We start from the raw sequence: 26,111 nt of genomic DNA, 5'->3' as shown, positions 1-26,111 counted from the left end.
CAACCTCAAAGCTGGGCCACGATCGCGCGGTAATCCGCCGACAGCGTGGCCTGAAGAATCTCTTTCGGATAGTCGTCGGTGATCACCGCATCGCCCAGCTGGCGCAGCAGCACCAGACGCAAGCGACCGTCGAGCACCTTCTTGTCGACCGCCATGTGCTCCATGAACTGCGCCGGGGTCATTTCCTGTGGAGGCACCACCGGCAACCCTGCGTGCTGCAGCAAGCGAATGCCGCGATCACGTTCGGCCTGATCGATCCAACCCAGGCGCATGGACATTTCCAGGGCCATGACCGTACCCGCAGCTACTGCCTCGCCGTGCAGCCAGACCCCGTAACCCATATGGGTCTCGATAGCGTGGCCAAAGGTGTGGCCCAGGTTCAGCGTGGCACGCACGCCCGATTCGCGCTCGTCGGCGCCTACTACCGCAGCCTTGGCGGCGCAGGAGCGGCGAATCGCTTCCGTCAGCGCGGCAGGCTCGAGCGCCCGCAGGGCCGGCATATGTTCTTCGAGCCAGGCCAGGAACGGCTTGTCGCAGATCAGGCCGTACTTGATCACCTCGGCCAGGCCAGCGGAGAGCTCGCGAGCAGGCAGTGTGTTCAGGCTGGTGGTGTCGATCAGCACCGCGTTGGGCTGGTAGAACGCACCGACCATGTTCTTGCCCAGCGGGTGGTTGATGCCGGTCTTGCCACCCACCGACGAGTCCACCTGGGACAACAAGGTGGTCGGCACCTGGATGAAGTCGACCCCGCGCTGATAGCAGGCGGCCGCGAACCCGGCCATGTCACCGATGACGCCGCCACCCAGGGCGACCACGGTGGTCCGCCGGTCATGCCGTGCCGTCAGCAGGCCGTCGAAGATCAGCTGGAGCGTCTGCCAGTTCTTGTAGGCTTCGCCGTCAGGGAGAATCACCGACTGCACCGCATAGGCACCGAGGGTCTTGCTCAGGCGTTCCAGATACAGAGGTGCGACGGTCTCGTTGGAAACGATCGCCACCTGCCGCCCGCGAATGTGCGGCGCCAGCAGCTCTGGCTGATCCAGTAGGCCTTCGCCAATGTAGATCGGGTAGCTACGCTCGCCGAGATCGACCTTAAGTGTCTGCATGTGTCCCCACAGTGTACTTGGGCGTGGCGCCGGCTGTGCGACCCACGCGCTTACGTTGAACCTTGCCCCGGCGCTGGCCGAGAATAGTCCCGGCTTAGCGGGGCGGCAACTGCTGCAGGCGCTCGAGAATATCCAGCACCACCATACGCGGCGGCCGTTCGTCGGTTTCCACCACCAGGTCGGCGATCTCCCGATACAGCGGGTCGCGGGTTTCGAGCAGATTGCGCAGGGTCGCCTCCGGGTTGGCCGTGCGCAGCAACGGACGGTTGCGATCCCGCGCGGTACGCCCTACCTGCTGCTCGACCGAGGCGTGCAAGTAGATGACGCGGCCGCCGGCATGCAGCGCCTGGCGATTTTCCGCACGCATGACGGCGCCACCCCCGGTTGCCACGACCACGCCATCAAGGGCGCAGAGCTCGGCGATCATCGCCTGCTCACGGTCACGAAAACCCGGTTCGCCTTCTTTATCGAAGATCCACGGGATGTTGGCGCCGGTGCGCAGTTCGATTTCCTTGTCGGAATCTTTGAACAGCAGGCGCAGCTCTTTGGCCAACAGGCGCCCGATGGTGCTCTTACCAGCGCCCATGGGCCCTACAAGTATCAAATTTCGCACAGAATCAACGACTCACAGCAATCGCCTGGTCATTCATGATACGCGGAGTCAGGAAGACCAGCAGCTCGGATTTTTTCTCTTGTAATGCATCGCGTCGAAATAGCCGCCCAACATACGGCAGATCGCCGAAAAATGGCACCTTGGCGACCACATTGTTTTGCGTGGTGGAATACACCCCGCCGATCACGATGGTATCGCCATCGGCCACCCGAACCTTGGCATTGACCTCGTTCTTGCGAATCGGCGGCACGTCGTTCAGGGCATTGACGTAGTCGGGTTCATCCTTGGTCACCTTGACCGTCATGATGACCTTGCCGTCCGGGGTGATCTGCGGGGTGACCTCAAGCGACAGCGAGGCCTCGCGAAACGCCACCGAGGTCGCGCCATTGCGGCTGGTTTCCTGGTATGGCACCTCGGTGCCCTTGAGGATCCTCGCGGTCTCTTTGTCTGCCGTGACCACCTTGGGCTGCGAGATGATTTCGCCATTGCCGCTTTTTTCCATGGCGCTGAGTTCCAGATCCAGCAACAGGCCGCCACGCAGCAGGCCAACGGCAACGCTGCCAGTGGCGCGCTCCAGCCCCAGGTCAACGAATACATCCTTGCCCAACTGCGGTGCTTCGCCGTGAAACTGCCGCCCCCAACGCACGCCAAGGCCGTTCTCGTAGTCGACGTTGGCCTCGACGATGCGCGCCTCGATCTCGACCTGGCGCACCGGCACATCGAGCTGGGCCACCAACTGGCGCAGCTCCGCCAGGCGCTCGGCCGGTTGGTGCGCGATCAGGGTGTTGGTGCGGGCATCGACACTCAAGCTGCCGCGCCCGGTCAAAATGCCCTGGTCGGCCAGCGCGGCCAGCAACAGCTCGGCAAGATCTGCCGCCCTGGCGTGATGAATCGGCAGCAATTCACGGCGCAAGGGCGGCAGCTGTGCGTCCATCTGCTCACCACCGGCAGCCATCGATTGTTCGGCAAGCTCGGCGGCGGGCGCGATCAGCAACACATTGCCCTGCTCATGGCGCCCCAGCCCTTTGCTGCGCAGTACCAACTCAAGGGCCTGGTCCCAAGGCACATCATGCAGGCGCAAGGTCACCTGGCCCTGCACCGAGTCGCTGGCCACCAGGTTGATGTCAGCGAAATCTGCCAATACCTGCAGCGCCGAGCGCACTTCCACATCCTGGAAATTGAGCGATATGAGCTCATCCCGAAGGGGCGCTGCGGCGCACCACGGGCTGAGCGACAGGCCTACTATCATCGGTATCCACAGCTGTCTCATCGTCTTGCCTGGCCTCCGTTGCCACTCGCCTTGCCAGCGCCAGCGTCACCAGACGCTCACGCGGCTCACCTTCAAGCAGCACGCGTTCGAGCACCTGCACCTGGTGTTCGCCGACGTGCTGTACCACACCATCCTCTTGCCCGAGCCGGTCGCCTGCGCGCACGCGATGGAGGCGACCGGCCGCCGCCAACAGCGCTTCTTGCGATGCCCCACGGCGCAAGAAGCCGACCATTTGCATCTGGGTCAGCGGGAGGTTGGCGAGGTCGACCTGGGCGTTGCCCAAGGCCGAGCGGGAAAAAGGATCGACCCGCACCGGCTGTGCTTGCGCGCGGGCTGGCCAATCTGCAAGCCCCGCCGGCGCCGCGAGTGGCTCGTCGGCACGGTAGGCCTGCACGCGCATGTCCAGGCGCAACGCCCCAGGGCTGCCCTCGACAGGCGTCAGCTGCAATGTCTCGCTGCGCAGCAGGCGCATCTGCCCCAGCCAGTCGTCCAACCACGGGCGCAGGCCCGCGTAGGGACCGACGACTCGCACATCGATCGGCGTCTGCCAATAACCGGGTTGCTGCTGTGCAGCCCCTACATCGACCTGTTCGATACGCAAGCCATGGGCCTGACCGGAAGCCGCGAACTGCTCCAACAGGTCGCTCATGTCGCCATCGGCTGCCAGGCGCCAGCGCGCCGCTTGCAACCGCTGCTGCGCATCCGCCAACGCCACGCGTGCTGGCGCCAAGGCCTGAAGTTGCAAGCGCTTGGCGGCGTGGGCTTCGAGCAACAGCCGCTGTCTGGCAAGTTCTGCCTGCTGAAGCAGCCACCAGTGCGGCCAACGCCAGGCGCAGCCGAGCGCGATCACCATACAGCCTGCTGCCCATGGCAAAGCCAGCCTCAATAAACGCGGGCGCTCCAGCAGGACCTGCCGCAAACGACCTGACAGCACGTTCATGACCACAGGGCGGACAAACGGACCAATAGCTCGAAGCGCTTGCTTTGCGCCTGGCTTTCGAGGCTTTTCAACTGCGGGTCGTGCAACACCTGCGAGTGCTGCAGGTTGCGAATGAACTGCGCTACCGCCGCGCTTGAAGCCGCCAGCCCGAACAAGCGCAGCGCGGTGCCTTGCTGCAGCTCTAGTTTCACCAGCCGCATACCGGGCGGCAGCGCTCGCTCCAGATCGGCGAATACCGCCGTCGGCAGGCCCTGCTGGGCGCGCAGCTTGGCCAGCGCTGCGGCCTCGTCACGCACCGCCTGCAAGGCCACTGCGAGGCGTTCCCGTTCTGCCAACTGCGCCCGTAGCGCGTGGTTCACAGCCTGCCGCTGGTCATTGGCGGCAACCTGCTGGCGGTGTCGCTGGCGGGCCAACTGGTCCACCAGTAGCACCACGCACAGTGCGGCTATCACTGCGCCTACCACGGTCACGCGCAAGCGTCGCAGTGCCGCCTGGCGCTCTCGCTCCCGCCAGGGCAGCAAATTCAAACGCAAGGTCATGTCAGCCCCCCTAAGGCCAGGGCACAGGCCAGCGCCATGCCGCCATCGGGACTGACCAGGCCGTTGGGATCAGGCAGTGGTTCGCATGGCACGCCACAGGCTTGGCCCAATCGCGCCAATGTGGCCTGGGCTGATTGCGCCGGACCCACCACCAGCAAGCGCTGTGGCCAGGGCATGCCTTCGCTGCCCTCGGCGCCAACAGGCAGCGCATCGGGCAACACCTCCCGACGCATCGGCAACATGCCCTGCTGCCAGCCGTGCAGCGTCGCTCCGTCTGCTTCAACACGCAGCAACCCTGCAGCTGCGTTCGACTCAACGGGCATCAGCCTGCGCAAGGCGATGGTATCGACTTCTACAACCTGCAGATCAAGGCCGGCTGCTTCAAAGACCGCTTGCAGGGCCTGCAGGGCGCTGTGTCGACTGGCGGCGATCAGCACATCCAGCGCGTCTGGCGCGCTTCTCGAGGCGCCAAGCACCTGAAAGTCCAGGGCCAGGTCTTCCAGAGGGAAAGGAAAGAAGCGGTCCGCTTCCGCCAGCAGATGCGCCTCTACTTGCTGGCTGCCCAGGCGAGCTGGCAGCTGGCAGATCTTGCAGATCACTTGCGAGGCCGGCACCGCCACCGCAGCACGCCGCTGGTGGCTGCCCGAGGATTGATGGGCACTGCGCAGTGCCGCCACCACTCGATCAGGCTCACGCAGGCTGTCGCCAGCACTCGGCGGCCCGAATGCCTGCTGGACCCAGGCCATTTTTTCATACCGCCCCTTGTGGCGGCGGACTTGAGCGATTCGAACGCAACCGCTGGCGATTTCTATCCCTAACAGTGAACTGGCGTCCCTGCCATAACGTCCAAGCATCGCGACTTCCTTGTTACAACCATGAACCGCCTTACCGCCGGGCGCTGGCGGCCAGACGGTACAGCGAGCCGCCCGGCCGGTCACCCGGCAAGGCGAAAAGTGCTTATAATGCCCGGCGTTTTTTCGTCCGCCGGCCCCGTGCGCAATTCACCCTCAATCTGGACACCGAAAAGCCTTGATACGCCTGCTAAAGTTCTTCTGGTGGTCTTTCATCGCAGTCATCTGCGCGCTCGTCCTCGGTCTGAGCGGTGCGTTTCTGTATCTTAGCCCCAACCTGCCGTCGGTCGATTCGCTCAGAAGCATCCAGTTGCAGATCCCCCTGAGGGTATATAGCAGCGACGGCAAGCTGATTGCCGAGTTTGGCGAGATGCGCCGTTCCCCGATCCGCTTCGCGGACATTCCGCCACAGTTCATTCAGGCGCTTCTGTCAGCTGAGGACGACAATTTCCTCAACCACTACGGGGTCGACCCGAGCAGCCTGATGCGCGCCGCCACCCAGTTGGTAAAAACCGGTCATATCCAGACCGGCGGCAGCACCATCACCATGCAGGTGGCGAAGAACTTCTTTCTCACCAGCGAGCGCAGTTTCTCGCGCAAGACCAACGAGATCCTCCTGGCCTTGCAGATCGAGCGTGAGCTGACCAAGGACGAGATCCTCGAGCTGTACGTCAACAAGATCTACCTGGGTAACCGGGCCTACGGCATCGATGCTGCCGCGCAGGTGTACTACGGCAAGTCGATTCGCGACGTGAGCCTGGCGCAGATGGCGATGATCGCCGGCTTGCCCAAGGCACCCTCGCGCTTCAACCCGCTGGCCAACCCGGTGCGTGCCAAGGAGCGTCGCGACTGGATCCTGGGCCGCATGTACAAGCTCGGCAAGATCGACGAGGCCAGCTATCAGGCCGCGTTGGCCGAACCGCTCAATGCCAGTTACCACGTGCCGACTCCGGAAGTGAACGCGCCCTATGTCGCGGAAATGGCCCGCGCCGAAATGGTCGGCCGCTATGGCAGCGAGGCCTATACCGAAGGCTTCCGCGTCACCACGACGGTGCCCAGCGACATGCAGGACATGGCCAACAAGGCCATCCTCAATGGCCTTTCCGATTACGACGAGCGTCACGGCTACCGCGGCCCGGAAGCCCGCTTCCCCGGCAAGCCCCTGGCGGCCTGGAAGCAGGAGCTGAATAAACAGCGCACGCTCGGCGGACTGGAGCCGGCGATCGTTACCCGCGTGGACAAGACTGCCCTGCACGTATTGACCCGCGGCGGCGAGGAAGCAGACGTCGCCTGGGACACCATGAAGTGGGCGCGTCCGTTCATCAACACCAATGCCCAGGGCCGCGCACCGCAGTCGCCAGCGGATGTGGCCCAGGTCGGTGACCTGATCCGCGTGCAGCGCCTGGACGACGGCACCCTCAAGTTCAGTCAGGTGCCAGGGGCGCAAAGCGCGCTGGTCACCCTCGATCCTTACAACGGTGCGATCCGTGCGCTGGTGGGCGGTTTCTCGTTCGAGCAGAGCAACTACAACCGCGCCATGCAAGCCAAGCGTCAGCCTGGCTCGAGCTTCAAACCCTTCATCTATAGTGCTGCGCTGGACAGCGGCTATACCGCATCGAGCCTGGTCAACGATGCACCGATCGTGTTCGTCGACGAGTCGGTGGACAAGGTGTGGCGTCCGAAAAACGACACCAACACCTTCCTGGGCCCGATCCGCATGCGCGAAGCGCTGTACAAGTCGCGCAACCTGGTGTCGATTCGCCTGCTGCAGGCCATGGGGGTCGACCGCACCATCGACTACATCGCCAAGTTCGGCTTCAACAAGCAGGACCTGCCGCGCAACCTGTCGCTGGCGCTGGGGACCGCGACCCTCACGCCGATGGAGATCGCTACCGGCTGGAGCACCTTTGCCAACGGCGGCTACAAGATCAACCCGTACCTGATCGACCGCATCGAGAGTCGTGACGGCCAGGTCCTGTTCACCGCCAATCCGGCTCGCGTGCCGCAAGGTGCGCAGGATGATGCCGGCCAGGCAGCACCCGAGCAGCCGATCAGCACGGCTACGCTGCCCGGCGAGGCGCCTTCGGCGCTGGGTCAGATCGCCCCGCCACCGCAAACGCCGGCGGTGGCCGAACAGATCGTCGATGGCCGTACGACCTATATCCTCACCAGCATGCTGCAGGATGTGATCAAGCGCGGCACCGGGCGCCGGGCGCTGGCGCTCGGCCGTACCGACCTGGCAGGCAAGACCGGTACCACCAACGAGTCCAAGGACGCCTGGTTCTCGGGTTACAACGCCGATTACGTGACCACCGTATGGGTCGGTTTCGATCAGCCGGAAACCCTCGGTCGTCGTGAATACGGCGGTACCGCCGCCCTGCCGATCTGGATGGGCTTCATGGGCGCTGCGCTCAAGGACAAGCCCAACCACCCGCCGGCCGAACCAGAGGGCATCCTCAGCCTGCGCGTCGACCCGGTCAGCGGCCGGGCGGCTTCGCCCAGCACGCCAAACGCCTACTTCGAGCTGTTCAAAGCCGAAGACTCACCGCCGTCGGTGGATGAACTGGGCAACGGCGCAGCGCCTGGCAGCCCGCTGCCAGCCGATGAAGCGGCGCCAATGGACCTGTTCTGATCCGAACTCGAGTCGATCGATAGCGCAACAAAAAGCCCCGACTCTCACGAGCCGGGGCTTTTTGTGTCGCAACGGCAGGGATCAGCCGTTGAACACTTCATCCACGCTGTTCAGCGGGTAGTGCTTCGGATACGGCAGGGTCGCTACGCCGGATTCGATGGCAGCCTTGGCCACCGCGTCGGAGACGACAGTGATCAGACGCGCGTCCAGCGGCTTCGGAATGATGTATTCACGGCCGAATTCCAGACCTTCGACGCCGTAGGCCTCGCACACTTCCTTGGGCACCGGCAGCTTGGCCAGGTCTTTCAGGGCGATGGCGGCGGCAATCTTCATTTCTTCGTTGATGCGCTTGGCGCGAACGTCCAGTGCGCCACGGAAGATGAACGGGAAGCCCAGTACGTTGTTGACCTGGTTCGGATAGTCGGAACGACCGGTGGCCATGATCACATCGTTGCGCGTGGCGTGGGCCAGCTCCGGGGAGATCTCCGGATCCGGGTTCGAGCAGGCGAACACGATTGGGTTGGCAGCCATCGACTTCAGGCCTTCCGGGCTCAGCAGGTTCGGGCCGGACAGGCCAACGAACACATCGGCACCGTCCAGGGCGTCGGCCAGGGTGCGCTTGTCAGTGGCGTGAGCGAACTGTGCCTTGTACTGGTTGAGGTCTTCGCGGCCAGCGTGGATCACACCGCTACGGTCGATCATGAAGATGTTCTCGACCTGAGCGCCCATGCTCACCAGCAGCTTCATGCACGAAATGGCGGCAGCACCGGCGCCCAGGCACACGATCTTCGCTTCTTCGAGCTTTTTACCAGCGATTTCCAGGGCGTTGATCATGCCAGCGGCAGTGACGATGGCGGTGCCATGCTGGTCATCGTGGAAAACCGGAATATCGCACTGCTCGATCAGGGTGCGTTCGATCTCGAAGCACTCAGGCGCCTTGATGTCTTCGAGGTTGATGCCACCGAAGGTGATCGAGATACGCTTGACGGTATCGATGAAGGCCTGCGGGCTTTCCGAATCGACTTCGATGTCGAACACGTCGATGCCAGCGAAACGCTTGAACAGAACACCCTTGCCTTCCATGACCGGCTTGGACGCCAGTGGGCCGAGGTCACCCAGACCGAGGATGGCAGTGCCATCGGAAATCACCGCGACCAGGTTGCCCTTGCCGGTGTATTTGTAGGCCAGCTCAGGGTCACGGCCGATTTCACGCACCGGCTCTGCAACGCCTGGGCTGTAGGCCAGGGCGAGATCACGGGCGGTGGCAGTGGGTTTGGAGAGCTCGACGCTCAGTTTCCCCGGACGAGGCTGAGCGTGGTACTCGAGAGCGGCGGTTTTCAGGTCTGACATGGTGGGCATTCCGCTATTTACTGTTCTGACGGACCGCCGAGGATACGCAAAGAGCCGAGGAGCCACAAGACTGGTCGGTCACTTGTGTCAAGGCCTCTGGCCTACGACTTTAAGCTATCACGCACGGGGGCATTCGGGTGACAGTGTGTACAATCCAATATCGAACTGTCTACATCTTTCAGCCAGATGTGCGCTCGAGCATGCTCGGATCCGTAAGCGGCAGCACCCAGCGGCGCTGCCCCGGCTTGCGGCTTTTGCCGGTGCGTTCGCGCACCCAGCCACGGGCTTCGATCCGCTGCCCTTTGAGATTAGCGAAGAACGTAGTGGGGAAGCTGCGCTGCAGACGAGCGGGGATGTGTAGCACCAGCGCCTCGTCCAGTTCCAGCCAGACGCCGCCGCGATTGCGCTCGATGCTGCGCAGGGTGCCGGCAACGACGGCAAAGCCCGAGCGCCTGAGTTCGCCGGCCTTGCGCACCGGCAGCGTGCGCCAGATGCCAGCGCGCGCCTGGCGCGCCGAGCGCTCGGCGGTTTGCTGGCAGCCGGCCAGGCGGACATTGGGAGCCACTGCAACGCGAAAGCCAAGCCCCTCGCTGAGCAGGCGTGCTTCCAGATTGTCGCCATGGCGACCGTACACATGGGCCAGGGTACGACCGTATTTGTCTTTGCTTTCGACGCCTGGTACCAACCCAACGCGCCCGTCATTGGCTTTGACCAGCGCTTGCAGCCGCTGGCGCGCGGCCTGTGCGTAGGGTTCGCTGGGGCGTCCCTTGCGCCCGATTTCCGGCGTGTTGATACCGATCATGCGCACGCTGCGACCGTCGGTCAGGCGCAAGGTATCGCCATCGACGACCTGGCGCACGGCCACCGTCTGCACCTTGGCCGGTAATGGGCAAAAAGCCAGCGCGGGCAGGTGCCAAACCGCGCCGACAAAAAAGGCGCCCGCAAGGGGCGCCTTCTTCAGCAACAACGCGAAGCCCGAAGGATTCGCCATGCGCATGATTACTTCTTGGTACCGAACATACCGAAGCGATCGGCGAACTTCTGTACGCGACCACCGGTGTCCAGGACTTTCTGCTTACCGGTGTAGAACGGGTGGCACAGGTTGCAAACGTCGATCGCCAGGGTGTTGCCCAGGGTCGAACGCGTTTCGAATTTGTTGCCGCAGCTGCAGGTGACTGCAACTGCTTCGTAGTTCGGATGAATATCTGCTTTCATGGTCACTTCCTCGAGCTGCGTGCCGCCACCCAACACCAATTGTTGAATACCGCACGTAAATAGGCGGCAAATAATACCAGAGCATCACGCCAGCGCAAGTTGTCGCTTGCACCGGCTGTCGTCTGCTAGGCTCGCCACTCTTTGAAACGCCCTGCGAGACCTTCCGCGTGTCCGACGTCATCCTGCGCCTTGCCCTGCCCTCGCCCCTGCGGCGCCTGTTCGACTACAAGGCGCCGGCGAGCATGGCGCGCCAGGCCCTGACCCCGGGCATGCGCATTCGCGTACCGTTTGGCCGACGCGAGATGATCGGTGTGCTGGTCGAAGTCTGTCAGCACAGCGAGGTGCCGGCGGACAAGCTCAAGCCGGCCAGCGCACTGCTCGATCCGGTCTCGCCGATTCCACCGGCGCTGTTCAAGCTGTGCCTGTGGACTGCCCAGTATTATCAGCACAGCCTTGGCGATACCCTGAGCTGGGCGCTACCCACGCTGCTGCGCCAGGGCGAACCTGCCGAAATGCGCCAGGAACGCTTCTGGCACGTGGCCCCAGACGCCCGTCTTGAGGATCCGCGCATCGCACGCGCGCCACGCCAGCGCGATGCCTTGAGGACATTGGCCCAGCACCCGCACGGGGTGGCGCACAGCCTGCTCAGCAAGCTCAACCTCAACAAGGACAGCCTTGACCTGTTGCTGGCCAAGGAATTGGTACAGCTGGAGGTACGTCGCCACCAGCCGCCTCAGCGCCAGGAACACTGGTTGGCGCAACCTGAGTTGCCCCTGAACGAAGAACAGCTCGAAGCGTTCGATGCCGTGCTCGAAGGTTTCGGCAAGTTCGGCGCCTTTCTGCTGGCAGGCGTCACCGGCAGCGGCAAGACCGAGGTCTACCTGCAACTGATCCGCGAAACCCTGGAAGCCGGCAAGCAAGCGCTGGTGCTGATTCCCGAAATCAACCTGGGCCCGCAGACCCTGGCGCGTTTCGAACAGCGCTTCAACGCCCGCATCGCCCTGGTGCATTCGGCAGTGAACGACCGCGAACGGCTCGATGCCTGGCTGGCCGCCCGCGACGGCGAGGCCGACATCATCATTGGTACGCGCTCGGCGCTGTTCACACCGATGAAGAACCCCGGGCTGATCATCATCGATGAGGAACATGACGGTTCCTATAAACAGCAGGAAGGTCTGCGCTACCACGCCCGCGACCTGGCCCTGGTACGCGCCCATCAGGAAAACGTGCCGATCCTGCTTGGCTCGGCCACGCCGTCACTGGAGACCTTGCACAATGCCCTGACCGGGCGCTACCGCCTGCTGCGCATGAATCAGCGCGCGGGCGGCGCGCGGCCACCGCGCATGTTGCGCCTGGACGTCAAGAGCCTTCCGCTGGACAGTGGCATCAGCGGCCCGTTGCAGCAGGCGATTCGCCAGACGCTGGAGGCCGGCCAGCAGGTCCTGGTGTTCCTCAACCGTCGCGGCTTCGCTCCGACCTTGCTGTGCCATGACTGTGGCTGGCTGTCCGAATGCCCGCGCTGCGATGCGCGCATGACCGTGCATCAGCGCTCCGGCGTGCTGCGTTGCCATCACTGCGGCTACGACGAGCGCCTGCCGCAGCAGTGCCCGCAATGCAATCACGTTGACCTGCGCCCGGTCGGTGCCGGCACCGAGCGCGCCGAAGAGCGTCTGAAGGTGTTGTTCCCGGACTACCCGATCCTGCGCGTGGACCGTGACAGCACGGCGCGCAAGGATGCCATGCACAACCTGTTCAGCACGATCCAGCGTGGCCAGCCGAGTATCCTGGTCGGCACCCAGATGCTGGCCAAGGGGCATCACTTCCCCAGGGTGACGCTGGTAGCAATCCTCGATGCCGACGGTGGCCTGTTCTCCGGGGACTTCCGCGCCAGCGAGCGCATGGCGCAGCTGATCGTCCAGGTGGCCGGTCGCGCCGGACGCGCTGACGAGCCTGGCAAGGTGATCATCCAGACGCACCTGGCCGACCACCCGCTATTGGTGCAATTGACCGAGCAAGGCTACTTCGCCTTCGCCGAGCAAGCCTTGGACGAGCGCCGCAATGCTGGCCTGCCACCGTTTGCCCACTTGGCCTTGCTGCGTGCCGAGGCGCACAAGCCCGGGCAAGCGGAAAGCTTTCTCGACGAAGCCTGCGCTGGCGCCGAGCGCCTGGTCGCCGAGCAGCGCCTGCCCGGCATCGAACTGCTCGGCCCGGTGCCTGCACCGATGGAACGCCGCGCCGGGCGTTACCGCGCACAATTGCTGCTGCAAGCCAGCACCCGAGCGCCGCTGCATCGACTGATCAGCGCCTGGTTGCTAGTGTTGGAGCAATTGCCGAGCGGGCGCCAGGTGCGCTGGTCGCTGGACGTCGATCCCGTTGACCTTTATTGAGAAGGGGCTCGAAGCTGCAAGCTGCAAGCAAAAGCAAAAGCTTGCGGGGCGGTCTTGGAGCTTGAAGCTTGCGACTTGCCGCTCAAAGTCTGGATAATGCCCAGTTTTTCCACCTGCGCATCGAGGCGCTCCACCGCGCTTGCGGTCGAAAAGAGATTCCCATGAAAGACACCATTCGCCAGCTGCTCCAGCAAGCCCTCACCCAACTCGTCGCCGACGGTGTGCTGCCTGAAGGGCTCTCGCCGGCGATTCAGGTGGAAAACGCCCGGGACAAGACCCACGGCGACTTCGCCAGCAACATCGCCATGATGCTGGCCAAGCCGGCCGGCATGAAACCCCGCGACCTGGCCGAGAAACTCATCCAGGCGCTGCCGGCCAGCACCGACATCAGCAAAGTCGAAATCGCCGGCCCTGGCTTCCTCAACTTCTTCCAGAACACCGATGCCCTGGCCCAACGCCTGGACGCGGCCCTCGCCGATGACCACCTGGGGGCGCGCAAGGCCGGCCCTGCGCAGAAAGTGGTGGTCGACTTGTCGGCGCCGAACCTGGCGAAGGAAATGCACGTTGGCCACCTGCGCTCGACCATCATCGGTGACAGCGTTGCCCGCGTACTGGAATTCCTCGGCGACCAGGTCATCCGCCAGAACCACGTCGGCGACTGGGGTACCCAGTTCGGCATGTTGCTGGCCTACCTCGAAGAAAACCCCATCACCAGCGATGAGCTGTCGGACCTGGAAAACTTCTACCGCGCGGCCAAGAAGCGCTTCGACGAATCCGAGCAGTTCGCCACCCGCGCGCGCAGCCTGGTGGTCAAGCTGCAGGCTGGCGATCCGGAATGCATGGCCCTATGGACACGCTTCAAGGACATCTCCTTGTCGCACTGCCAGAAAACCTACGAGCTGCTCAACGTCAAGCTGACCATGGCCGATGTCATGGGCGAAAGCGCATACAACGCCGACCTGGCCAATGTGGTTGCCGACCTCAAGGCCAAGGGCTTGCTGGTCGAGGACCAGGGCGCACAATGCGTGTTCCTGGAAGAATTCAAGAACAGCGAAGGCGAGCCACTGCCGGTGATCGTGCAGAAGGCCGATGGTGGCTATCTGTACGCCACCACTGACTTGGCCGCGGTGCGTTATCGCAGCAACGTGCTCAAGGCCGACCGCGCCTTGTACTTCGTCGACCAGCGCCAGGCCCTGCACTTCAACCAGGTGTTCGAAGTGGCTCGCCGCGCCGGCTTCATCGGCCACCCGATGCAGATGGAGCACATGGGCTTCGGCACCATGAACGGCGCCGATGGCCGCCCGTTCAAGACCCGCGATGGCGGTACCGTCAAGCTCATCGATCTGCTCACCGAGGCCAAGGAGCGCGCTTACACCCTGGTCAAGGCGAAGAACCCGAGCCTGGCCGAGGACGACCTTCGCCGCATCGCTGAAGTGGTCGGCATCGGCGCCGTGAAGTACGCCGACCTGTCCAAGCACCGCACCAGCGACTACAGCTTCAACTTCGAGCTGATGCTCAACTTCGAAGGCAATACCGCGCCGTACCTGCTCTACGCCTACACCCGCGTCGCCGGCGTGTTCCGCAAGCTGGGCAAGGGCTTCGATGAAATCGATGGCCACATCGTGCTGCAAGCGGCGCACGAGCAGGACCTGGCTGCGCGTCTGGCGCAGTTCGGCGAGATTCTCAACAACGTCGCCGAGAAGGGCACGCCGCACGTGCTGTGCAGCTATCTGTACGACCTCGCCGGGCTGTTCTCGAGCTTCTACGAAAACTGCCCGATCCTCGCCGCCGACACCTCGGAGCAGCAGCAAAGCCGTCTGCGCCTGGCTGCTCTGACCGGCCGCACCCTCAAGCAAGGTCTGGAGCTGCTGGGCCTGGAAACCCTGGAGCGCATGTAAGTTGGCTGCCAAGAAAAAACCTGCTCCCAAACGCGGTGCCAGCCGTCAAAGTGCCCCTGCCAAGCAGCCGATCCCAGGCTGGGTGTGGCTGGCGGTCGGGCTGACGGTCGGTGCTTTCATCGTCTTTCTGATGAAGCTCGAGCCAGGCGGGGGAGATATCAAACGCACCAAGCCTGAGCAGCAGAAGCCGGAAAAGGTCGCCGAAGCGAGCAAGTCGACGGCCACCGCGACAGCGCAACAGCCAATCAAGCCCAAGTACGACTTCTACACGCTGCTGCCTGAGTCGGAAGTGATCGTGCCGCCCGAAGCAGTGCCTGAGAAGACCCCACCGGTTCCGGCGCAGCCGGTTACCCCGGTCACGCCAGCAGAGGCGGCAAAAATCGACACCGCCCGTGCCCAGGCCGCCTTGCTGGGGCAAACCCCACCGCCTGCGCCACCGGTGATCAAGCCCGCAGCGACCACGCAGTACTTCCTGCAGGCAGGCTCGTTCCGCAAGCAGGCCGATGCCGACAAGGTCCGCGCGCAGATCATCCTGCTTGGCCAGGTGGTCAAAGTCGAATCAGGCACCGTCAAGGAAGAAACCTGGTACCGGGTCCTGGTTGGCCCGTTCAGCAATCGCGAGCAGCTGACCGGCGCCCAGAAGCAACTGGCCGGCGCAGGCTTCAGCAACTTGCTGCTGCAGCAGCGACAGACCCGCCAGTGACGAAAGAGGCCTTGCCGCATTGCGCGGCAAGGCTTTTTTCGCTCCCGACGCGGGTTTAGCGACGACGCGCGTTGGCTTCGGAAATCTGCCCGTTCAGGGTCCAGAAGTCATACAGCACGCCGACCAGGAACAGGCCGCCGGTGAAGAAGTAGATGACCGCCGTGATCCATTTGCCCTGGTACAGGCGGTGGGCCCCGAAGATCCCAAGGAATGTCAGCAGGATCCACGCAATGTTGTAGTCGGTGCGCCCGGACTGAAAACGCAGGTCGGCTTCGCGGTCCATCGCCGGGATCAGAAACAGGTCGATCAGCCAACCGATGCCCAGCAAGCCCAACGTGAAGAACCAGATGGTCCCGGTGATCGGCTTGCCGTAGTAAAAACGGTGCGAGCCGGTGAAGCCGAAAATCCACAACAGGTAGCCGATGACTTTGCTGTGGGTGTCGTGGGACGGAGCCCCGTGCTGGTAGGTATTCATCGATTGCCCTCGTGGCTTATCCAAAAATTTTCTAAACAAAAATGTGACTTTTCTGTCCAAGGCCGACATACGGCAGCATGACAATCGACCAACGGCTCAGAAACTGATCAAAAAGCTGTTATAAAGTTGCGCGCCAATACACACAACTTTCATAAGAGCTTCAACTATGCCGCCTTTGATCAAGACATGGCTGACCCTCTGCCTATTATTGCCCCTGGCCGCCCACGCCACCAATCGTGAGCAACGTCTTCCCAACGGTTTCACCGGCTACACCACCAACGCCTCGGTGAAACGCGCCCCCGTCAAGCATGCGACCCTCGAGGCACGCACCAGCGCCGCTGGCAAGGGTCACAAGCTGCCTGCCGTGGCGGCAATGTCGCCCAAGCAGAGCAGCGACGTGCTCAGCCGCGCGGTCAACGTCCTCGGTACCCCTTATGTTTGGGGCGGCAGCAGCCCGAAAAAAGGCTTCGACTGCAGTGGCCTGGTCAAATACGCCTTCAACGACGTGGCAGATGTCGATTTGCCGCGTACTTCCAATGCCATGGCCCAGGGCCACGGCGTCAAGGTGGCGAAAAACGACCTCAAACCCGGCGACCTGATCTTTTTCAACATCAAGAGTCGGCGGGTCAACCATGTTGCCATCTACCTGGGTAACGACCGCTTCATTCATGCCCCGCGCCGCGGCAAGCGGGTGAGCATCGACAACCTGAGCAAAGCTTACTGGCAGAAGCACTACGTGGTCGCCAAGCGGGTACTGCCCAAAGCGTCGCAGCAGCTGAACCTCGCCAAGCGTTGAGTCGATTCCCGCGTCTTTGCGACAGCGCCGGCAAAGGCGTGGGAAACGGCACTAGCCAGCACTGATCTGACCTTGCTCCCGTAACACCTGCAGCGCGCTCTCCATGGTGCGCATACCCTGCGCCGCGCCCGCCTGCATCACCGAGCACAGCTGCGCGACCCGCCCCTCGCGAATCAGGTTGCGCACCGCTGGCGTCGCTACCAGCACCTCGCGCGCCGCTACCCGCCCGGGCCCCACGCGTTTGATCAGGCGCTGCACCACGACCAAACGCAGCGAGTCTGCCAGCAGGGTCCGCACCAGCGGTTTTTCTTCGGCAGCGAATACCTCCACCAGGCGATCGATGCTGCCGGCAGCCGAGCGTGTATGCACGGTGGCCAGTACCAGGTGACCGGTCTGCGCCGCGCGCAGGGCCAGGCGAATGGCTTCGAGGTCACGCAGTTCGCCAACCATGATGACATCGGGGTCCTGGCGCAGGGCGCTGCGCAGGCCTTGGGCCACATCCCGGCAATGCCGGCCGATTTCACGCTGGTTGACCAGGCTGCGATGGCCGCTGTGGATAACTTCCACAGGGTCTTCGAGGGTGACGATATGCAGTGCACGTTCCCGATTGAGTCGGTCGATCAACGCGGCCAGGGTGCTGGACTTGCCACTGCCGGTGGGCCCGCCGATCAGCACCAGGCCGTCTGCCTGCGCAGCAACAGCCTGGTATACCTGGTCAAGATCCAGCTCTGTGACACTGGCAATGCGCGGCGCTATCAGCCTGAACGCGGCGGCCAGACCATTGTGCTGCCGAAACAAATTGACGCGAAAACGCCCAAGCCCGTCCAGATCGAGCGCCAGGTCCAGTTCGTAACCTTGCAACCACTGCTGACAGTGGTGCCGCTCAAGCAGTGGCGCCAGGGCGTCGCGCAGCGCCGGCGTGCTCACGCGCGGCTGCGCCATGCGCTGCAGTGCGCCATCGATGCGCAGCATGGGTACATCGCCCGCAGCCAGATGCAGGTCACTCGCCCCTGCATCAGCGGCCCGGGCCAACAGGTCGGTCACGTCCATGAGACTCCCCAAAGGCCATCAAGCAGGTAGAATGCCGCAGACCTTCAGAGCCGACGGCAGCGATCCATGTCCACCATAGCAGACAACCTAAGCGCCCTCGCCGCCCGCATCGAGCGCGCCGCACTGGCAGCCGGGCGCGATCCGGCGAGCGTCCGCCTGCTGGCGGTGAGCAAGACCAAACCGGCCAGCGCCATTCGCGAGGCCCACGCTGCCGGCGTGCTCGACGTCGGCGAGAACTACCTGCAAGAGGCCTTGGCCAAACAGCTCGAACTCGCTGAACTGCCCTTGATCTGGCACTTCATCGGCCCTATTCAGTCGAACAAGACCAAGGCCATTGCCGAACATTTCGACTGGGTGCACTCCGTGGACCGTTTGAAGATCGCCCAACGCCTGTCCGAGCAGCGCCCTGCGCACCTGGCACCGCTGAACATCTGCCTGCAAGTCAATGTCAGCGGCGAGGACAGCAAATCCGGCTGCGCACCGGCCGACCTGGCCTCACTGGCCAACGCTGTTGCGGCGCTGCCCAACCTGCGTCTGCGCGGTTTGATGGCGATCCCCGAGCCGAGCGATGACCGCGCCAGCCAGGAAGCTGCGTTCGCCACCCTGCGCCAGTTGCAGCACGGCTTGGATTTGCCCCTGGACACCTTGTCGATGGGCATGAGCCATGACCTGGAAGCAGCCATTGCCCAGGGAGCGACCTGGGTGCGCATCGGTACCGCCTTGTTCGGCGCTCGCGACTACGGGCCGCTTTGATTCCATGCTTTACTCACTCTTTCCCTCAAGGACCTGACATGAGCAAAACGCGTATTGCCTTTATCGGCGCCGGCAACATGGCCGCCAGCCTGATCGGCGGGCTGCGTGCGCAAGGGATGGACGCGGCGCAGATCCGCGCCAGCGACCCCGGCGCCGACACCCGCAGCCGGATCCAGGCCGAACACGGCATCGAAGCCTTCGAGGACAACGCCCAGGCCATCGACGGCGCTGACGTGGTGGTGCTGGCGGTCAAGCCGCAGGTCATGAAGGCGGTGTGCCAGAGCCTGCAGCCGACCCTCAAGGACGGCCAGCTGATCGTCTCGATCGCGGCCGGCATCACCTGCGCCAGCCTGCAGCAGTGGCTCGGGGCGATCCCGGTGGTACGCTGCATGCCCAACACGCCAGCGCTGCTGCGCCAGGGCGTCAGCGGCCTGTACGGCACCGCCGAGGTCAGCGATACGCAACGGCAACAGGCGCAGCAGCTGCTGTCGGCTGTCGGCACTGCGCTGTGGCTGGAACAGGAGCAGCAACTGGACGCCGTGACCGCGGTTTCCGGCAGTGGTCCTGCGTATTTCTTCCTGCTGATCGAAGCGATGACCGCCGCCGGCGAAAAGCTCGGCCTGCCGCGCGAAACCGCCTCGCAGCTGACCCTGCAAACCGCGCTGGGCGCCGCGCACATGGCCGCGGCCAGCGATGTCGATGCCGCCGAGCTGCGGCGCCGGGTCACCTCGCCAGCCGGTACCACCGAAGCTGCGATCAAGTCTTTCCAGGGCAATGGTTTCGAAGCCATCGTCGAGCAGGCGCTGCAAGCGGCGTCCACGCGCTCCGCCGAGCTGGCCGAACAACTGGGCAAATAAGGAGCTGTCAATGAATGCACTGTCCGGCGCCGCGATTTTCGTGGTGCAAACCCTGGTCAGCCTGTACCTGGTGATCGTCCTGCTGCGCTTCGTGCTGCAACTGGTCAAGGCCAACTTCTACAACCCGCTGAGCCAGTTCGCCGTACGTGCGACCCAGCCGCTGCTCAAGCCCATTCGCCGGGTAATTCCGAGCATCGGCGGCCTGGACACCTCGTCCTTGCTGCTGGCGATCGTCATCCAGGCCCTGCTCATGGGCTTCGTGTTGATGGTCACCTACGGCACCTTCGGTGACGTGCTGCACCTGCTGATGTGGGCCATCATCGGCATCACCTCGCTGTTCCTGAAGATCTTCTGGGTGGCGATGATCGTCATGGTGATCGTTTCCTGGGTCGCGCCCAACAGCAACAATCCGGCCGCCGAGCTGGCCTGGCAGATCAGCGAGCCGGTGTTGGCGCCGTTCCGTCGCATCGTGCCCAACCTGGGCGGCATGGACATCTCGCCGATCTTCGCCTTCCTCGCCATCCAGGTGATCCAGTCGTTCGTCATGCCTCCGCTGGCCGCCTACGCCGGCATGCCCCAGGAACTGTGGCGCATGATCTGACCCTTGTAGCCCGCCGCGGCAAGCCTGCGCTTGCCGCTGGGGGGAGTGCTCTTTAGACTTACGCCTCCGTCAAGCGTGAGCAGGGTCGATGTCCACTGTCCTTCCCGAAGATTCCGTCGGTCTGGTTACACCGCAAATTGCCAGGTTCGACGAGCCCCTGGCCCTGGCCTGCGGCCGGTCGCTGCACAGCTACGAGCTGGTCTACGAAACCTACGGCACCCTGAACGCCAGCGCGAGCAACGCCGTGCTGATCTGCCATGCCCTCTCCGGCCATCACCACGCTGCTGGCTATCACGCCGTCACCGACCGCAAGCCGGGCTGGTGGGACAGCTGCATCGGCCCAGGCAAGCCGATCGACACCAACCGCTTTTACGTGGTGAGCCTGAACAACCTCGGCGGCTGCAACGGCAGCACCGGCCCAAGCAGCATCAACCCCGCCACTGGCAAGCCCTACGGCGCCGAGTTTCCGATCCTGACCGTGGAAGACTGGGTACACAGCCAGGCGCGCCTGGCCGATCGCCTGGGCATCGCCCAGTGGGCCGCCATCGTCGGCGGCAGCCTCGGCGGCATGCAGGCCCTGCAGTGGACCATGACCTATCCAGAGCGCGTGCGTCACTGTGTCGACATCGCTTCGGCACCCAAGCTCTCGGCCCAGAACATCGCGTTCAACGAAGTGGCGCGCCAGGCCATCTTGACCGACCCCGAATTCCACGGTGGCTCGTTCCAGGACCAAGGCGTGATTCCCAAGCGAGGGTTGATGCTGGCGCGCATGGTCGGTCACATCACCTACCTGTCCGACGACTCGATGGGTGAGAAATTCGGCCGTGAGCTCAAGAGCGACAAACTCAACTACGACTTCCACAGCGTCGAGTTCCAGGTCGAGAGCTACCTGCGCTATCAGGGCGAAGAGTTTTCCGGTCGCTTCGACGCCAACACCTACCTGCTGATGACCAAGGCCCTGGACTACTTCGACCCGGCAGCGGCCAATGGCGGCGATCTGGCAGCCACCCTGGCGCATGTAACTGCAGACTACTGCATCATGTCGTTCACCACCGACTGGCGTTTCTCCCCGGCACGCTCGCGGGAAATTGTCGACGCGCTGATGGCCGCGCGCAAGAACGTCTGTTACCTGGAGATCGATTCGCCCTATGGGCACGATGCCTTCCTGATCCCCACACCTCGCTACATGCAAGGTTTCGCGAACTACATGAATCGCATCGCCATTTGAGGACAGCATGAGAGCCGACCTGGAAATCATCCACGAGTGGATCCCTGCCGGCAGCCGGGTCCTCGACCTTGGCTGCGGCAGCGGCGAGCTGCTGGCTTCGCTGCGTGATCGCAAGCAAGTCACCGGCTATGGCCTGGAAATCGATGCCGACAATATCGCCGCGTGTGTGGCCAAGGGCGTCAACGTCATCGAGCAGGACCTGGACAAGGGTCTTGGCAACTTCGCCAGCAACAGCTTCGACGTGGTGGTGATGACCCAGGCCCTGCAGGCGGTGGAATACCCCGACCGCATTCTCGACGAAATGCTGCGGGTGGGCCGCCAGTGCATCATCACCTTCCCCAACTTCGGTCACTGGCGCTGCCGTTGGTACCTGGCGACCAAGGGCCGCATGCCGGTGTCGGACTTCATGCCCTACACCTGGTACAACACGCCGAACATTCACTTCTGCACCTTCGCCGACTTCGAAGAGCTGTGCCATGAGCGTCAGGCCAAGGTGCTGGACCGCCTGGCCGTCGACCATCTGCACCGCAACGGGTGGGGCGGTCGGCTTTGGCCTAATCTTCTGGGTGAAATCGGCATCTACCGTGTCAGCAGCCCAGGTTTGCAGGAGCACAAACTGGCCGTTTGACGCCTACTCGAGGAATTGCACCATGCGTCGCCTAGCCCTGCTGCTGATGTGCCTGTGCCTGAGCTTCCCCGTGCTGGCGGCCGATGCCGCCAGCGGCGAGCGCAAGGCGGTGTTCGGTGATGTCACGGTGCACTACAGCGCCTTCACTTCGAGCATGCTGCAACCGGCCATCGCCGCCAGCACCGGACTTGACCGCAGCAAGAACCAGGGGGTGCTCAATGTGGCGGTGATCAAGACCGGCAAGCCCGCCATGGCGGTAGTCAGCGGTACGGTCAAAGACCTCACCGGTCGCGCCAGCCCGCTGTCGTTCCGGCAGATCATCGATCAAGGCTCGGTGTACTACATTGCCCAATTCAAGATCGATCAGGCCCAGACCCTGATCTTCGACCTCAACGTCGAAACCGGTGGCGTCAGCCATCCACTGAGTTTCAACCAGCAAGTGTTCCCCGGAGAATGATGAATTTCCAGCAGCTCGTATTGGCCAGCCACAACGCCGGCAAACTCAAGGAACTTCAAGCCATGCTTGGCCAATCGGTGCAATTGCGCTCGATTGGCGAGTTCAGTCAGGTCGAACCTGAAGAAACCGGTTTGTCCTTCGTCGAGAATGCCATCCTCAAGGCCCGCAACGCCGCGCGCATTTCCGGCCTGCCAGCGCTGGCGGACGATTCAGGTCTTGCCGTCGACTTCCTCGGTGGGGCACCGGGCATCTATTCGGCGCGTTATGCCGATGGCAAGGGCGATGCGGCGAACAACGCCAAGCTGCTCGATGCCTTGAAAGATGTTCCGCAACAAGAGCGCGGCGCGCAATTCGTTTGCGTGCTGGCCCTGGTGCGCCACGCCGATGACCCATTGCCGATCCTCTGCGAAGGCCTGTGGCATGGCAGCATCCTGTTCGAGGCCAGTGGTGAGCATGGGTTTGGCTACGACCCACTGTTCTGGGTACCGGAGCGCAAGTGTTCGAGCGCCGACCTCGCGCCGGCCGACAAGAATCAGCTCAGCCACCGCGCCCGGGCCATGGCCCTGCTGCGCCAACGTCTGGGCCTAGCATGATCGCCACGCTGCCCCAGAACGGTGCGCAGGCGCTAGCAGGCCTGCCGCCCTTGGCGCTGTACATCCATATTCCGTGGTGCGTACGCAAATGCCCGTACTGCGACTTCAATTCTCACGCTGCCGGGCCAGCGTTGCCGGAAGAGGCCTACGTCGACGCGCTGCTGACCGACCTCGACCTTGAGATGCCTGCGGTGCAGGGCCGTCAGCTGTCGTCGATCTTCTTTGGCGGCGGCACGCCTAGCTTGTTCAGCGCCCAAGCCCTGGGCCGCCTGCTGCGCGGTGTGGAGCAGCGCATAGGGTTCGCTGCGGATATCGAAATCACCCTGGAGGCCAACCCCGGTACATTCGAGCAAGACAAATTCAAAGCGTACCGGCAAACCGGCATCAACCGCCTGTCCATCGGCGTGCAAAGCTTCCAGCCAGCCAAGCTGGAGGCGCTCGGCCGGATCCACAACGGTGACGAAGCGATCCGCGCCGCTGGCATGGCGCGTGCGGCAGGCTTCGACAACTTCAACATGGACCTGATGCATGGCCTGCCCGAGCAGTCCCTCGATGACGCCCTTGCCGATCTGCGTCAGGCCATTGACCTTGGGCCAACGCACCTGTCGTGGTATCAGCTGACGGTCGAGCCCAACACGGTGTTTTGGAACCAGCCACCGGAGCTGCCGGAAGATGACATCCTGTGGGACATCCAGGAAGCCGGCCAGGCGCTGATGGCGGCCAATGGCTTACAGCAGTACGAGGTTTCAGCCTACGCCCAGGCCGATCGCGCGGCGCGCCATAACCTCAACTACTGGCGCTTTGGTGACTTCATCGGCATTGGCGCCGGTGCGCACGGCAAGCTGACATTCACCGACGGTCGTATCGTGCGTACCTGGAAGACCCGGCTGCCCAAGGACTACCTGAACCTGGCCAAGCCCTTCAAGGCCGGCGAGAAACCGTTGCCGGTGGATGAGTTGCCGTTCGAATTTCTAATGAACGCCCTGCGCCTGACGGAGGGCGTTGAAGCCGAGTTGTTCACCCAGCGCACCGGGCTGCCGTTGGCGCAGCTGGCCGAAGCGCGCCGCGCTGCCGAACAAAAAGGCCTTTTGCAGGTCGAACCGGGTCGTCTGGCGGCCACCGCGCGCGGCCAGCTGTTCCTCAATGACCTGCTGCAGTATTTCTTGACCTAAGGATGATCCATGGACCTGGTACTCGACCTGCTCGCCACGGTTTCGCGCTGGAGCCGCAGCAACCTCTCGGAGATTTCGCTGGCGCTGGTGGGTTGCCTGCTGGTGCTGTTTGGTACTGATATCAAGGGCTGGGTGGAGCAACGCCTGGGCGGCCTGGCCGGGGCGCTGCGCGTCCCGTTCATGGCCCTGCTGGTGATGCTTGGCAGCGGCGCCGCACTGATCTACGCCACACCTTGGGTGATCAAGGGTCTTGGCCAGTTCAACAACTATGCGCTGGCGCCCGTGTTGGTGGTGGTGCTGGTGCTGATAGGGGTGGTGGCGGACCGCCGCGGCTGATGTAGATCCCATAAAAAAACCGCTCTTCTCAGAGCGGTTTTTTTGGCTCATCGCGAACGATGCGGTCGGTCGCTCAATCGACCTTCTCGAACTTCAGATCCCATACGCCATGCCCGAGCCGCTCGCCGCGACGCTCGAACTTGGTGATCGGCCGCTCCGGCGGTCGTGGCACGTAGGCACCATCCTCGGCGCGGTTACGGTAGCCCGGCGCTGCGCTCATCACTTCCAGCATGTACTCGGCGTACGGTTCCCAGTCGGTCGCCATGTGGAATACACCACCCGGCTTGAGCTTGCGGCGCACCAGTTCAGCGAATTCCAGCTGGACGATGCGGCGCTTGTGATGGCGCGCCTTGTGCCATGGGTCGGGGAAGAACAGCATCAGGCGGTCGAGGCTGTTGTCGGCAACGCAGCGGTTGAGTACTTCGATGGCGTCGCAATCGTAGACCCGCAGGTTGGTCAGGCCCTGGGTCAACACGCCATTGAGCAGCGCGCCGACACCCGGACGGTGCACTTCGACACCGATGAAATCCTGCTCAGGGGCAGCCGCAGCCATCTCCAGCAGGGAGTGGCCCATGCCGAAACCGATTTCCAGGGTACGCGGCGCCGAACGGCCAAATACCTGGTCGTAGTCCACCGGGGCTTCGGCCAGCGGCAGAATATACAGCGGGCCGCCCTGGTCGAGGCCGCGTTGCTGGCCTTCGGTCATGCGCCCAGCACGCATCACGAAGCTCTTGATGCGGCGGTGCGGGCGCTGGTCGCCGTCGGCGGCGATCGGCGTATCTTGCGAATCAGTCATCGGGAGCTCTTACTTGATCAGACCATCCAGCGGCGAGGAAGCGCTGGCATAGAGTTTTTTCGGCATGCGGCCGGCCAGGTAGGCCATGCGGCCGGCGACAATGGCGTGTTTCATGGCTTCGGCCATGAGCACCGGTTGCTGGGCGTGGGCGATGGCGGAGTTCATCAACACCGCTTCGCAGCCCATTTCCATGGCGATGGTGGCATCGGAAGCGGTACCGACACCGGCATCGACCAGGACCGGGACCTTGGATTCTTCCAGAATGATTTGCAGGTTGTAGGGGTTGCAGATGCCCAGGCCAGTGCCGATCAGCCCAGCCAATGGCATGACCGCGATACAGCCTGCCTCGGCCAGTTGCCGGGCGATGATCGGGTCGTCACTGGTATAGACCATCACGTCGAAGCCATCCTTGACCAGCACTTCGGCAGCCTTGAGGGTTTCGATGACATTGGGGAACAGGGTTTTCTGGTCGGCCAGCACTTCCAGCTTCACCAAGGTTCGCGACTCGTGCGACTTGCGGCCATCGAGCAGTTCACGGGCCAGGCGGCAGGTACGCACGGCTTCGACGGCGTCGAAGCAACCAGCCGTGTTCGGCAGGATGGTGTACTTGTCGGGCGACAGCACGTCGAGCAGGTTCGGCTCGCCAGCGTTCTGGCCCAGGTTGGTCCGGCGCACGGCCACGGTGACGATCTCCGCGCCAGACGCTTCGGTCGCCAGGCGGGTTTCTTCCATGTCGCGGTATTTGCCGGTGCCCACCAGCAGGCGCGACTGGAAAGTGCGCCCGGCCAGGACGAAAGGCTTGTCGCTGCGAACGTTGCTCATCGATGTTCCTCTGCAAAGGTTACGGGGCTATCAGGTGAATCACGCA

27 protein-coding genes are annotated in these 26,111 nt (G+C 63.4%); 14 read left to right on the top strand and 13 right to left on the bottom strand.

From position 1 onward, the window contains the following. Positions 1-5: 5 nt before the first annotated feature. The 6 genes from aroB to pilM form a co-directional block, all read right to left on the bottom strand. Positions 6-1,103 (bottom strand): 3-dehydroquinate synthase, encoded by a 1,098-nt coding sequence (gene aroB / locus FS665_RS17955; protein WP_145191321.1) that lies wholly within the window; start codon positions 1,101-1,103, stop codon positions 6-8. 94 nt (positions 1,104-1,197) lie between these two features. Further along, positions 1,198-1,716 (bottom strand): shikimate kinase AroK, encoded by a 519-nt coding sequence (aroK, locus tag FS665_RS17950; protein ID WP_145191318.1) that lies wholly within the window; start codon positions 1,714-1,716, stop codon positions 1,198-1,200. Positions 1,717-1,720: 4 nt separating this feature from the next. Next, positions 1,721-2,965, bottom strand: a complete 1,245-nt coding sequence (locus FS665_RS17945) for a type IV pilus secretin PilQ (protein ID WP_145191315.1) — start codon at positions 2,963-2,965, stop codon at positions 1,721-1,723. Then, the gene (locus tag FS665_RS17940; RefSeq protein ID WP_178108364.1) at positions 2,910-3,839 is read right to left on the bottom strand and encodes a pilus assembly protein PilP; all 930 of its coding nucleotides are present in this window, start codon (positions 3,837-3,839) and stop codon (positions 2,910-2,912) included. The genes FS665_RS17945 and FS665_RS17940 overlap by 56 nt, the downstream gene beginning before the upstream one ends. Before the next feature lie 83 nt (positions 3,840-3,922). Beyond that, positions 3,923-4,465 (bottom strand): PilN domain-containing protein, encoded by a 543-nt coding sequence (locus FS665_RS17935; RefSeq protein WP_145191310.1) that lies wholly within the window; start codon positions 4,463-4,465, stop codon positions 3,923-3,925. Next, positions 4,462-5,319, bottom strand: coding sequence for a type IV pilus biogenesis protein PilM (pilM, locus tag FS665_RS17930; RefSeq protein ID WP_145191307.1), 858 nt, complete (start codon positions 5,317-5,319; stop codon positions 4,462-4,464). Before pilM ends, FS665_RS17935 begins: the two co-directional genes overlap by 4 nt. Positions 5,320-5,494: 175 nt before the next feature. On the opposite strand from pilM, the gene FS665_RS17925 reads away from it, so the two are divergent. Further along, entirely contained in the window at positions 5,495-7,948 is a 2,454-nt protein-coding gene (locus FS665_RS17925; protein WP_145191304.1) for a penicillin-binding protein 1A, read from the top strand. An 81-nt stretch (positions 7,949-8,029) separates the two neighbouring features. Here the strand turns inward: FS665_RS17925 and FS665_RS17920 are convergent, their stop codons facing one another. From FS665_RS17920 to rpmE, 3 genes are all read right to left on the bottom strand, one after another. Continuing rightward, the gene (locus FS665_RS17920; protein WP_145191300.1) at positions 8,030-9,298 is read right to left on the bottom strand and encodes a malic enzyme-like NAD(P)-binding protein; all 1,269 of its coding nucleotides are present in this window, start codon (positions 9,296-9,298) and stop codon (positions 8,030-8,032) included. Between the two features lie 178 nt (positions 9,299-9,476). Then, positions 9,477-10,295 (bottom strand): thermonuclease family protein, encoded by an 819-nt coding sequence (locus FS665_RS17915; protein ID WP_145191298.1) that lies wholly within the window; start codon positions 10,293-10,295, stop codon positions 9,477-9,479. Between the two features lie 2 nt (positions 10,296-10,297). Then, positions 10,298-10,513, bottom strand: a complete 216-nt coding sequence (gene rpmE, locus FS665_RS17910) for a 50S ribosomal protein L31 (protein ID WP_054891182.1) — start codon at positions 10,511-10,513, stop codon at positions 10,298-10,300. 167 nt (positions 10,514-10,680) lie between these two features. On the opposite strand from rpmE, the gene FS665_RS17905 reads away from it, so the two are divergent. The 3 genes from FS665_RS17905 to FS665_RS17895 all read left to right on the top strand — a co-directional run bounded on the left by FS665_RS17905 (position 10,681) and on the right by FS665_RS17895 (position 15,501). Continuing rightward, complete coding sequence (locus FS665_RS17905) at positions 10,681-12,900, top strand: primosomal protein N' (RefSeq protein WP_145191295.1); 2,220 nt, start codon at positions 10,681-10,683, stop codon at positions 12,898-12,900. 161 nt (positions 12,901-13,061) lie between these two features. Further along, positions 13,062-14,798: an arginine--tRNA ligase gene (gene argS / locus FS665_RS17900; protein WP_145191292.1), complete on the top strand. Its 1,737-nt coding sequence runs from the start codon at positions 13,062-13,064 to the stop codon at positions 14,796-14,798. 1 nt (position 14,799) lies between these two features. Beyond that, the gene (locus FS665_RS17895) at positions 14,800-15,501 is read left to right on the top strand and encodes an SPOR domain-containing protein (protein ID WP_145191289.1); all 702 of its coding nucleotides are present in this window, start codon (positions 14,800-14,802) and stop codon (positions 15,499-15,501) included. Positions 15,502-15,556: 55 nt separating this feature from the next. Here FS665_RS17895 and FS665_RS17890 read toward each other — a convergent pair whose 3' ends face one another. After that, positions 15,557-15,976 carry a TM2 domain-containing protein gene (locus FS665_RS17890; RefSeq protein WP_145191286.1) on the bottom strand — a complete coding sequence of 140 codons (420 nt, stop codon included), beginning with the start codon at positions 15,974-15,976 and terminating at the stop codon, positions 15,557-15,559. Between the two features lie 166 nt (positions 15,977-16,142). Between FS665_RS17890 and FS665_RS17885 the strand changes: the two genes are divergently transcribed. Next, positions 16,143-16,772: a C40 family peptidase gene (locus FS665_RS17885; RefSeq protein ID WP_145191283.1), complete on the top strand. Its 630-nt coding sequence runs from the start codon at positions 16,143-16,145 to the stop codon at positions 16,770-16,772. A gap of 51 nt (positions 16,773-16,823) precedes the next feature. Here the strand turns inward: FS665_RS17885 and FS665_RS17880 are convergent, their stop codons facing one another. Continuing rightward, positions 16,824-17,822: a type IV pilus twitching motility protein PilT gene (locus FS665_RS17880; RefSeq protein WP_145191280.1), complete on the bottom strand. Its 999-nt coding sequence runs from the start codon at positions 17,820-17,822 to the stop codon at positions 16,824-16,826. A 66-nt stretch (positions 17,823-17,888) separates the two neighbouring features. On the opposite strand from FS665_RS17880, the gene FS665_RS17875 reads away from it, so the two are divergent. The 9 genes from FS665_RS17875 to FS665_RS17835 all read left to right on the top strand — a co-directional run bounded on the left by FS665_RS17875 (position 17,889) and on the right by FS665_RS17835 (position 24,447). Continuing rightward, positions 17,889-18,575: a YggS family pyridoxal phosphate-dependent enzyme gene (locus FS665_RS17875; protein WP_145191277.1), complete on the top strand. Its 687-nt coding sequence runs from the start codon at positions 17,889-17,891 to the stop codon at positions 18,573-18,575. Positions 18,576-18,613: 38 nt separating this feature from the next. Continuing rightward, entirely contained in the window at positions 18,614-19,432 is an 819-nt protein-coding gene (gene proC, locus FS665_RS17870; RefSeq protein ID WP_145191274.1) for a pyrroline-5-carboxylate reductase, read from the top strand. A gap of 10 nt (positions 19,433-19,442) precedes the next feature. Next, positions 19,443-20,033: a YggT family protein gene (locus FS665_RS17865; RefSeq protein WP_145191271.1), complete on the top strand. Its 591-nt coding sequence runs from the start codon at positions 19,443-19,445 to the stop codon at positions 20,031-20,033. A gap of 88 nt (positions 20,034-20,121) precedes the next feature. Beyond that, complete coding sequence (locus FS665_RS17860) at positions 20,122-21,261, top strand: homoserine O-acetyltransferase (RefSeq protein ID WP_145191268.1); 1,140 nt, start codon at positions 20,122-20,124, stop codon at positions 21,259-21,261. 7 nt (positions 21,262-21,268) lie between these two features. Next, positions 21,269-21,889, top strand: coding sequence for a methionine biosynthesis protein MetW (metW, locus tag FS665_RS17855; RefSeq protein ID WP_145191265.1), 621 nt, complete (start codon positions 21,269-21,271; stop codon positions 21,887-21,889). Positions 21,890-21,911: 22 nt separating this feature from the next. Then, positions 21,912-22,346, top strand: coding sequence for a DUF4426 domain-containing protein (locus tag FS665_RS17850; RefSeq protein ID WP_145191262.1), 435 nt, complete (start codon positions 21,912-21,914; stop codon positions 22,344-22,346). Beyond that, a complete protein-coding gene (gene rdgB / locus FS665_RS17845; RefSeq protein WP_145191259.1) occupies positions 22,343-22,939 on the top strand; it encodes an RdgB/HAM1 family non-canonical purine NTP pyrophosphatase in 597 nt (198 codons plus the stop codon). The genes FS665_RS17850 and rdgB overlap by 4 nt, the downstream gene beginning before the upstream one ends. Continuing rightward, positions 22,936-24,111, top strand: a complete 1,176-nt coding sequence (gene hemW / locus FS665_RS17840; RefSeq protein ID WP_145191256.1) for a radical SAM family heme chaperone HemW — start codon at positions 22,936-22,938, stop codon at positions 24,109-24,111. Before rdgB ends, hemW begins: the two co-directional genes overlap by 4 nt. A 9-nt stretch (positions 24,112-24,120) precedes the next feature. Then, positions 24,121-24,447, top strand: a complete 327-nt coding sequence (locus FS665_RS17835) for a DUF3392 family protein (protein ID WP_145191253.1) — start codon at positions 24,121-24,123, stop codon at positions 24,445-24,447. A gap of 73 nt (positions 24,448-24,520) precedes the next feature. Here the strand turns inward: FS665_RS17835 and trmB are convergent, their stop codons facing one another. Next, positions 24,521-25,243 carry a tRNA (guanosine(46)-N7)-methyltransferase TrmB gene (gene trmB / locus FS665_RS17830; RefSeq protein ID WP_145191250.1) on the bottom strand — a complete coding sequence of 241 codons (723 nt, stop codon included), beginning with the start codon at positions 25,241-25,243 and terminating at the stop codon, positions 24,521-24,523. 9 nt (positions 25,244-25,252) lie between these two features. After that, positions 25,253-26,065: a thiazole synthase gene (locus tag FS665_RS17825; RefSeq protein ID WP_145191247.1), complete on the bottom strand. Its 813-nt coding sequence runs from the start codon at positions 26,063-26,065 to the stop codon at positions 25,253-25,255. Positions 26,066-26,111: the final 46 nt, after the last annotated feature.

The organism is Pseudomonas sp. URMO17WK12:I11, from assembly GCF_007677725.1.
GTDB lineage: Bacteria > Pseudomonadota > Gammaproteobacteria > Pseudomonadales > Pseudomonadaceae > Aquipseudomonas.
The sequence above is the reverse complement of the archived record's forward strand: the minus strand, read 5'-3'. Positions and strand labels throughout refer to the sequence as shown.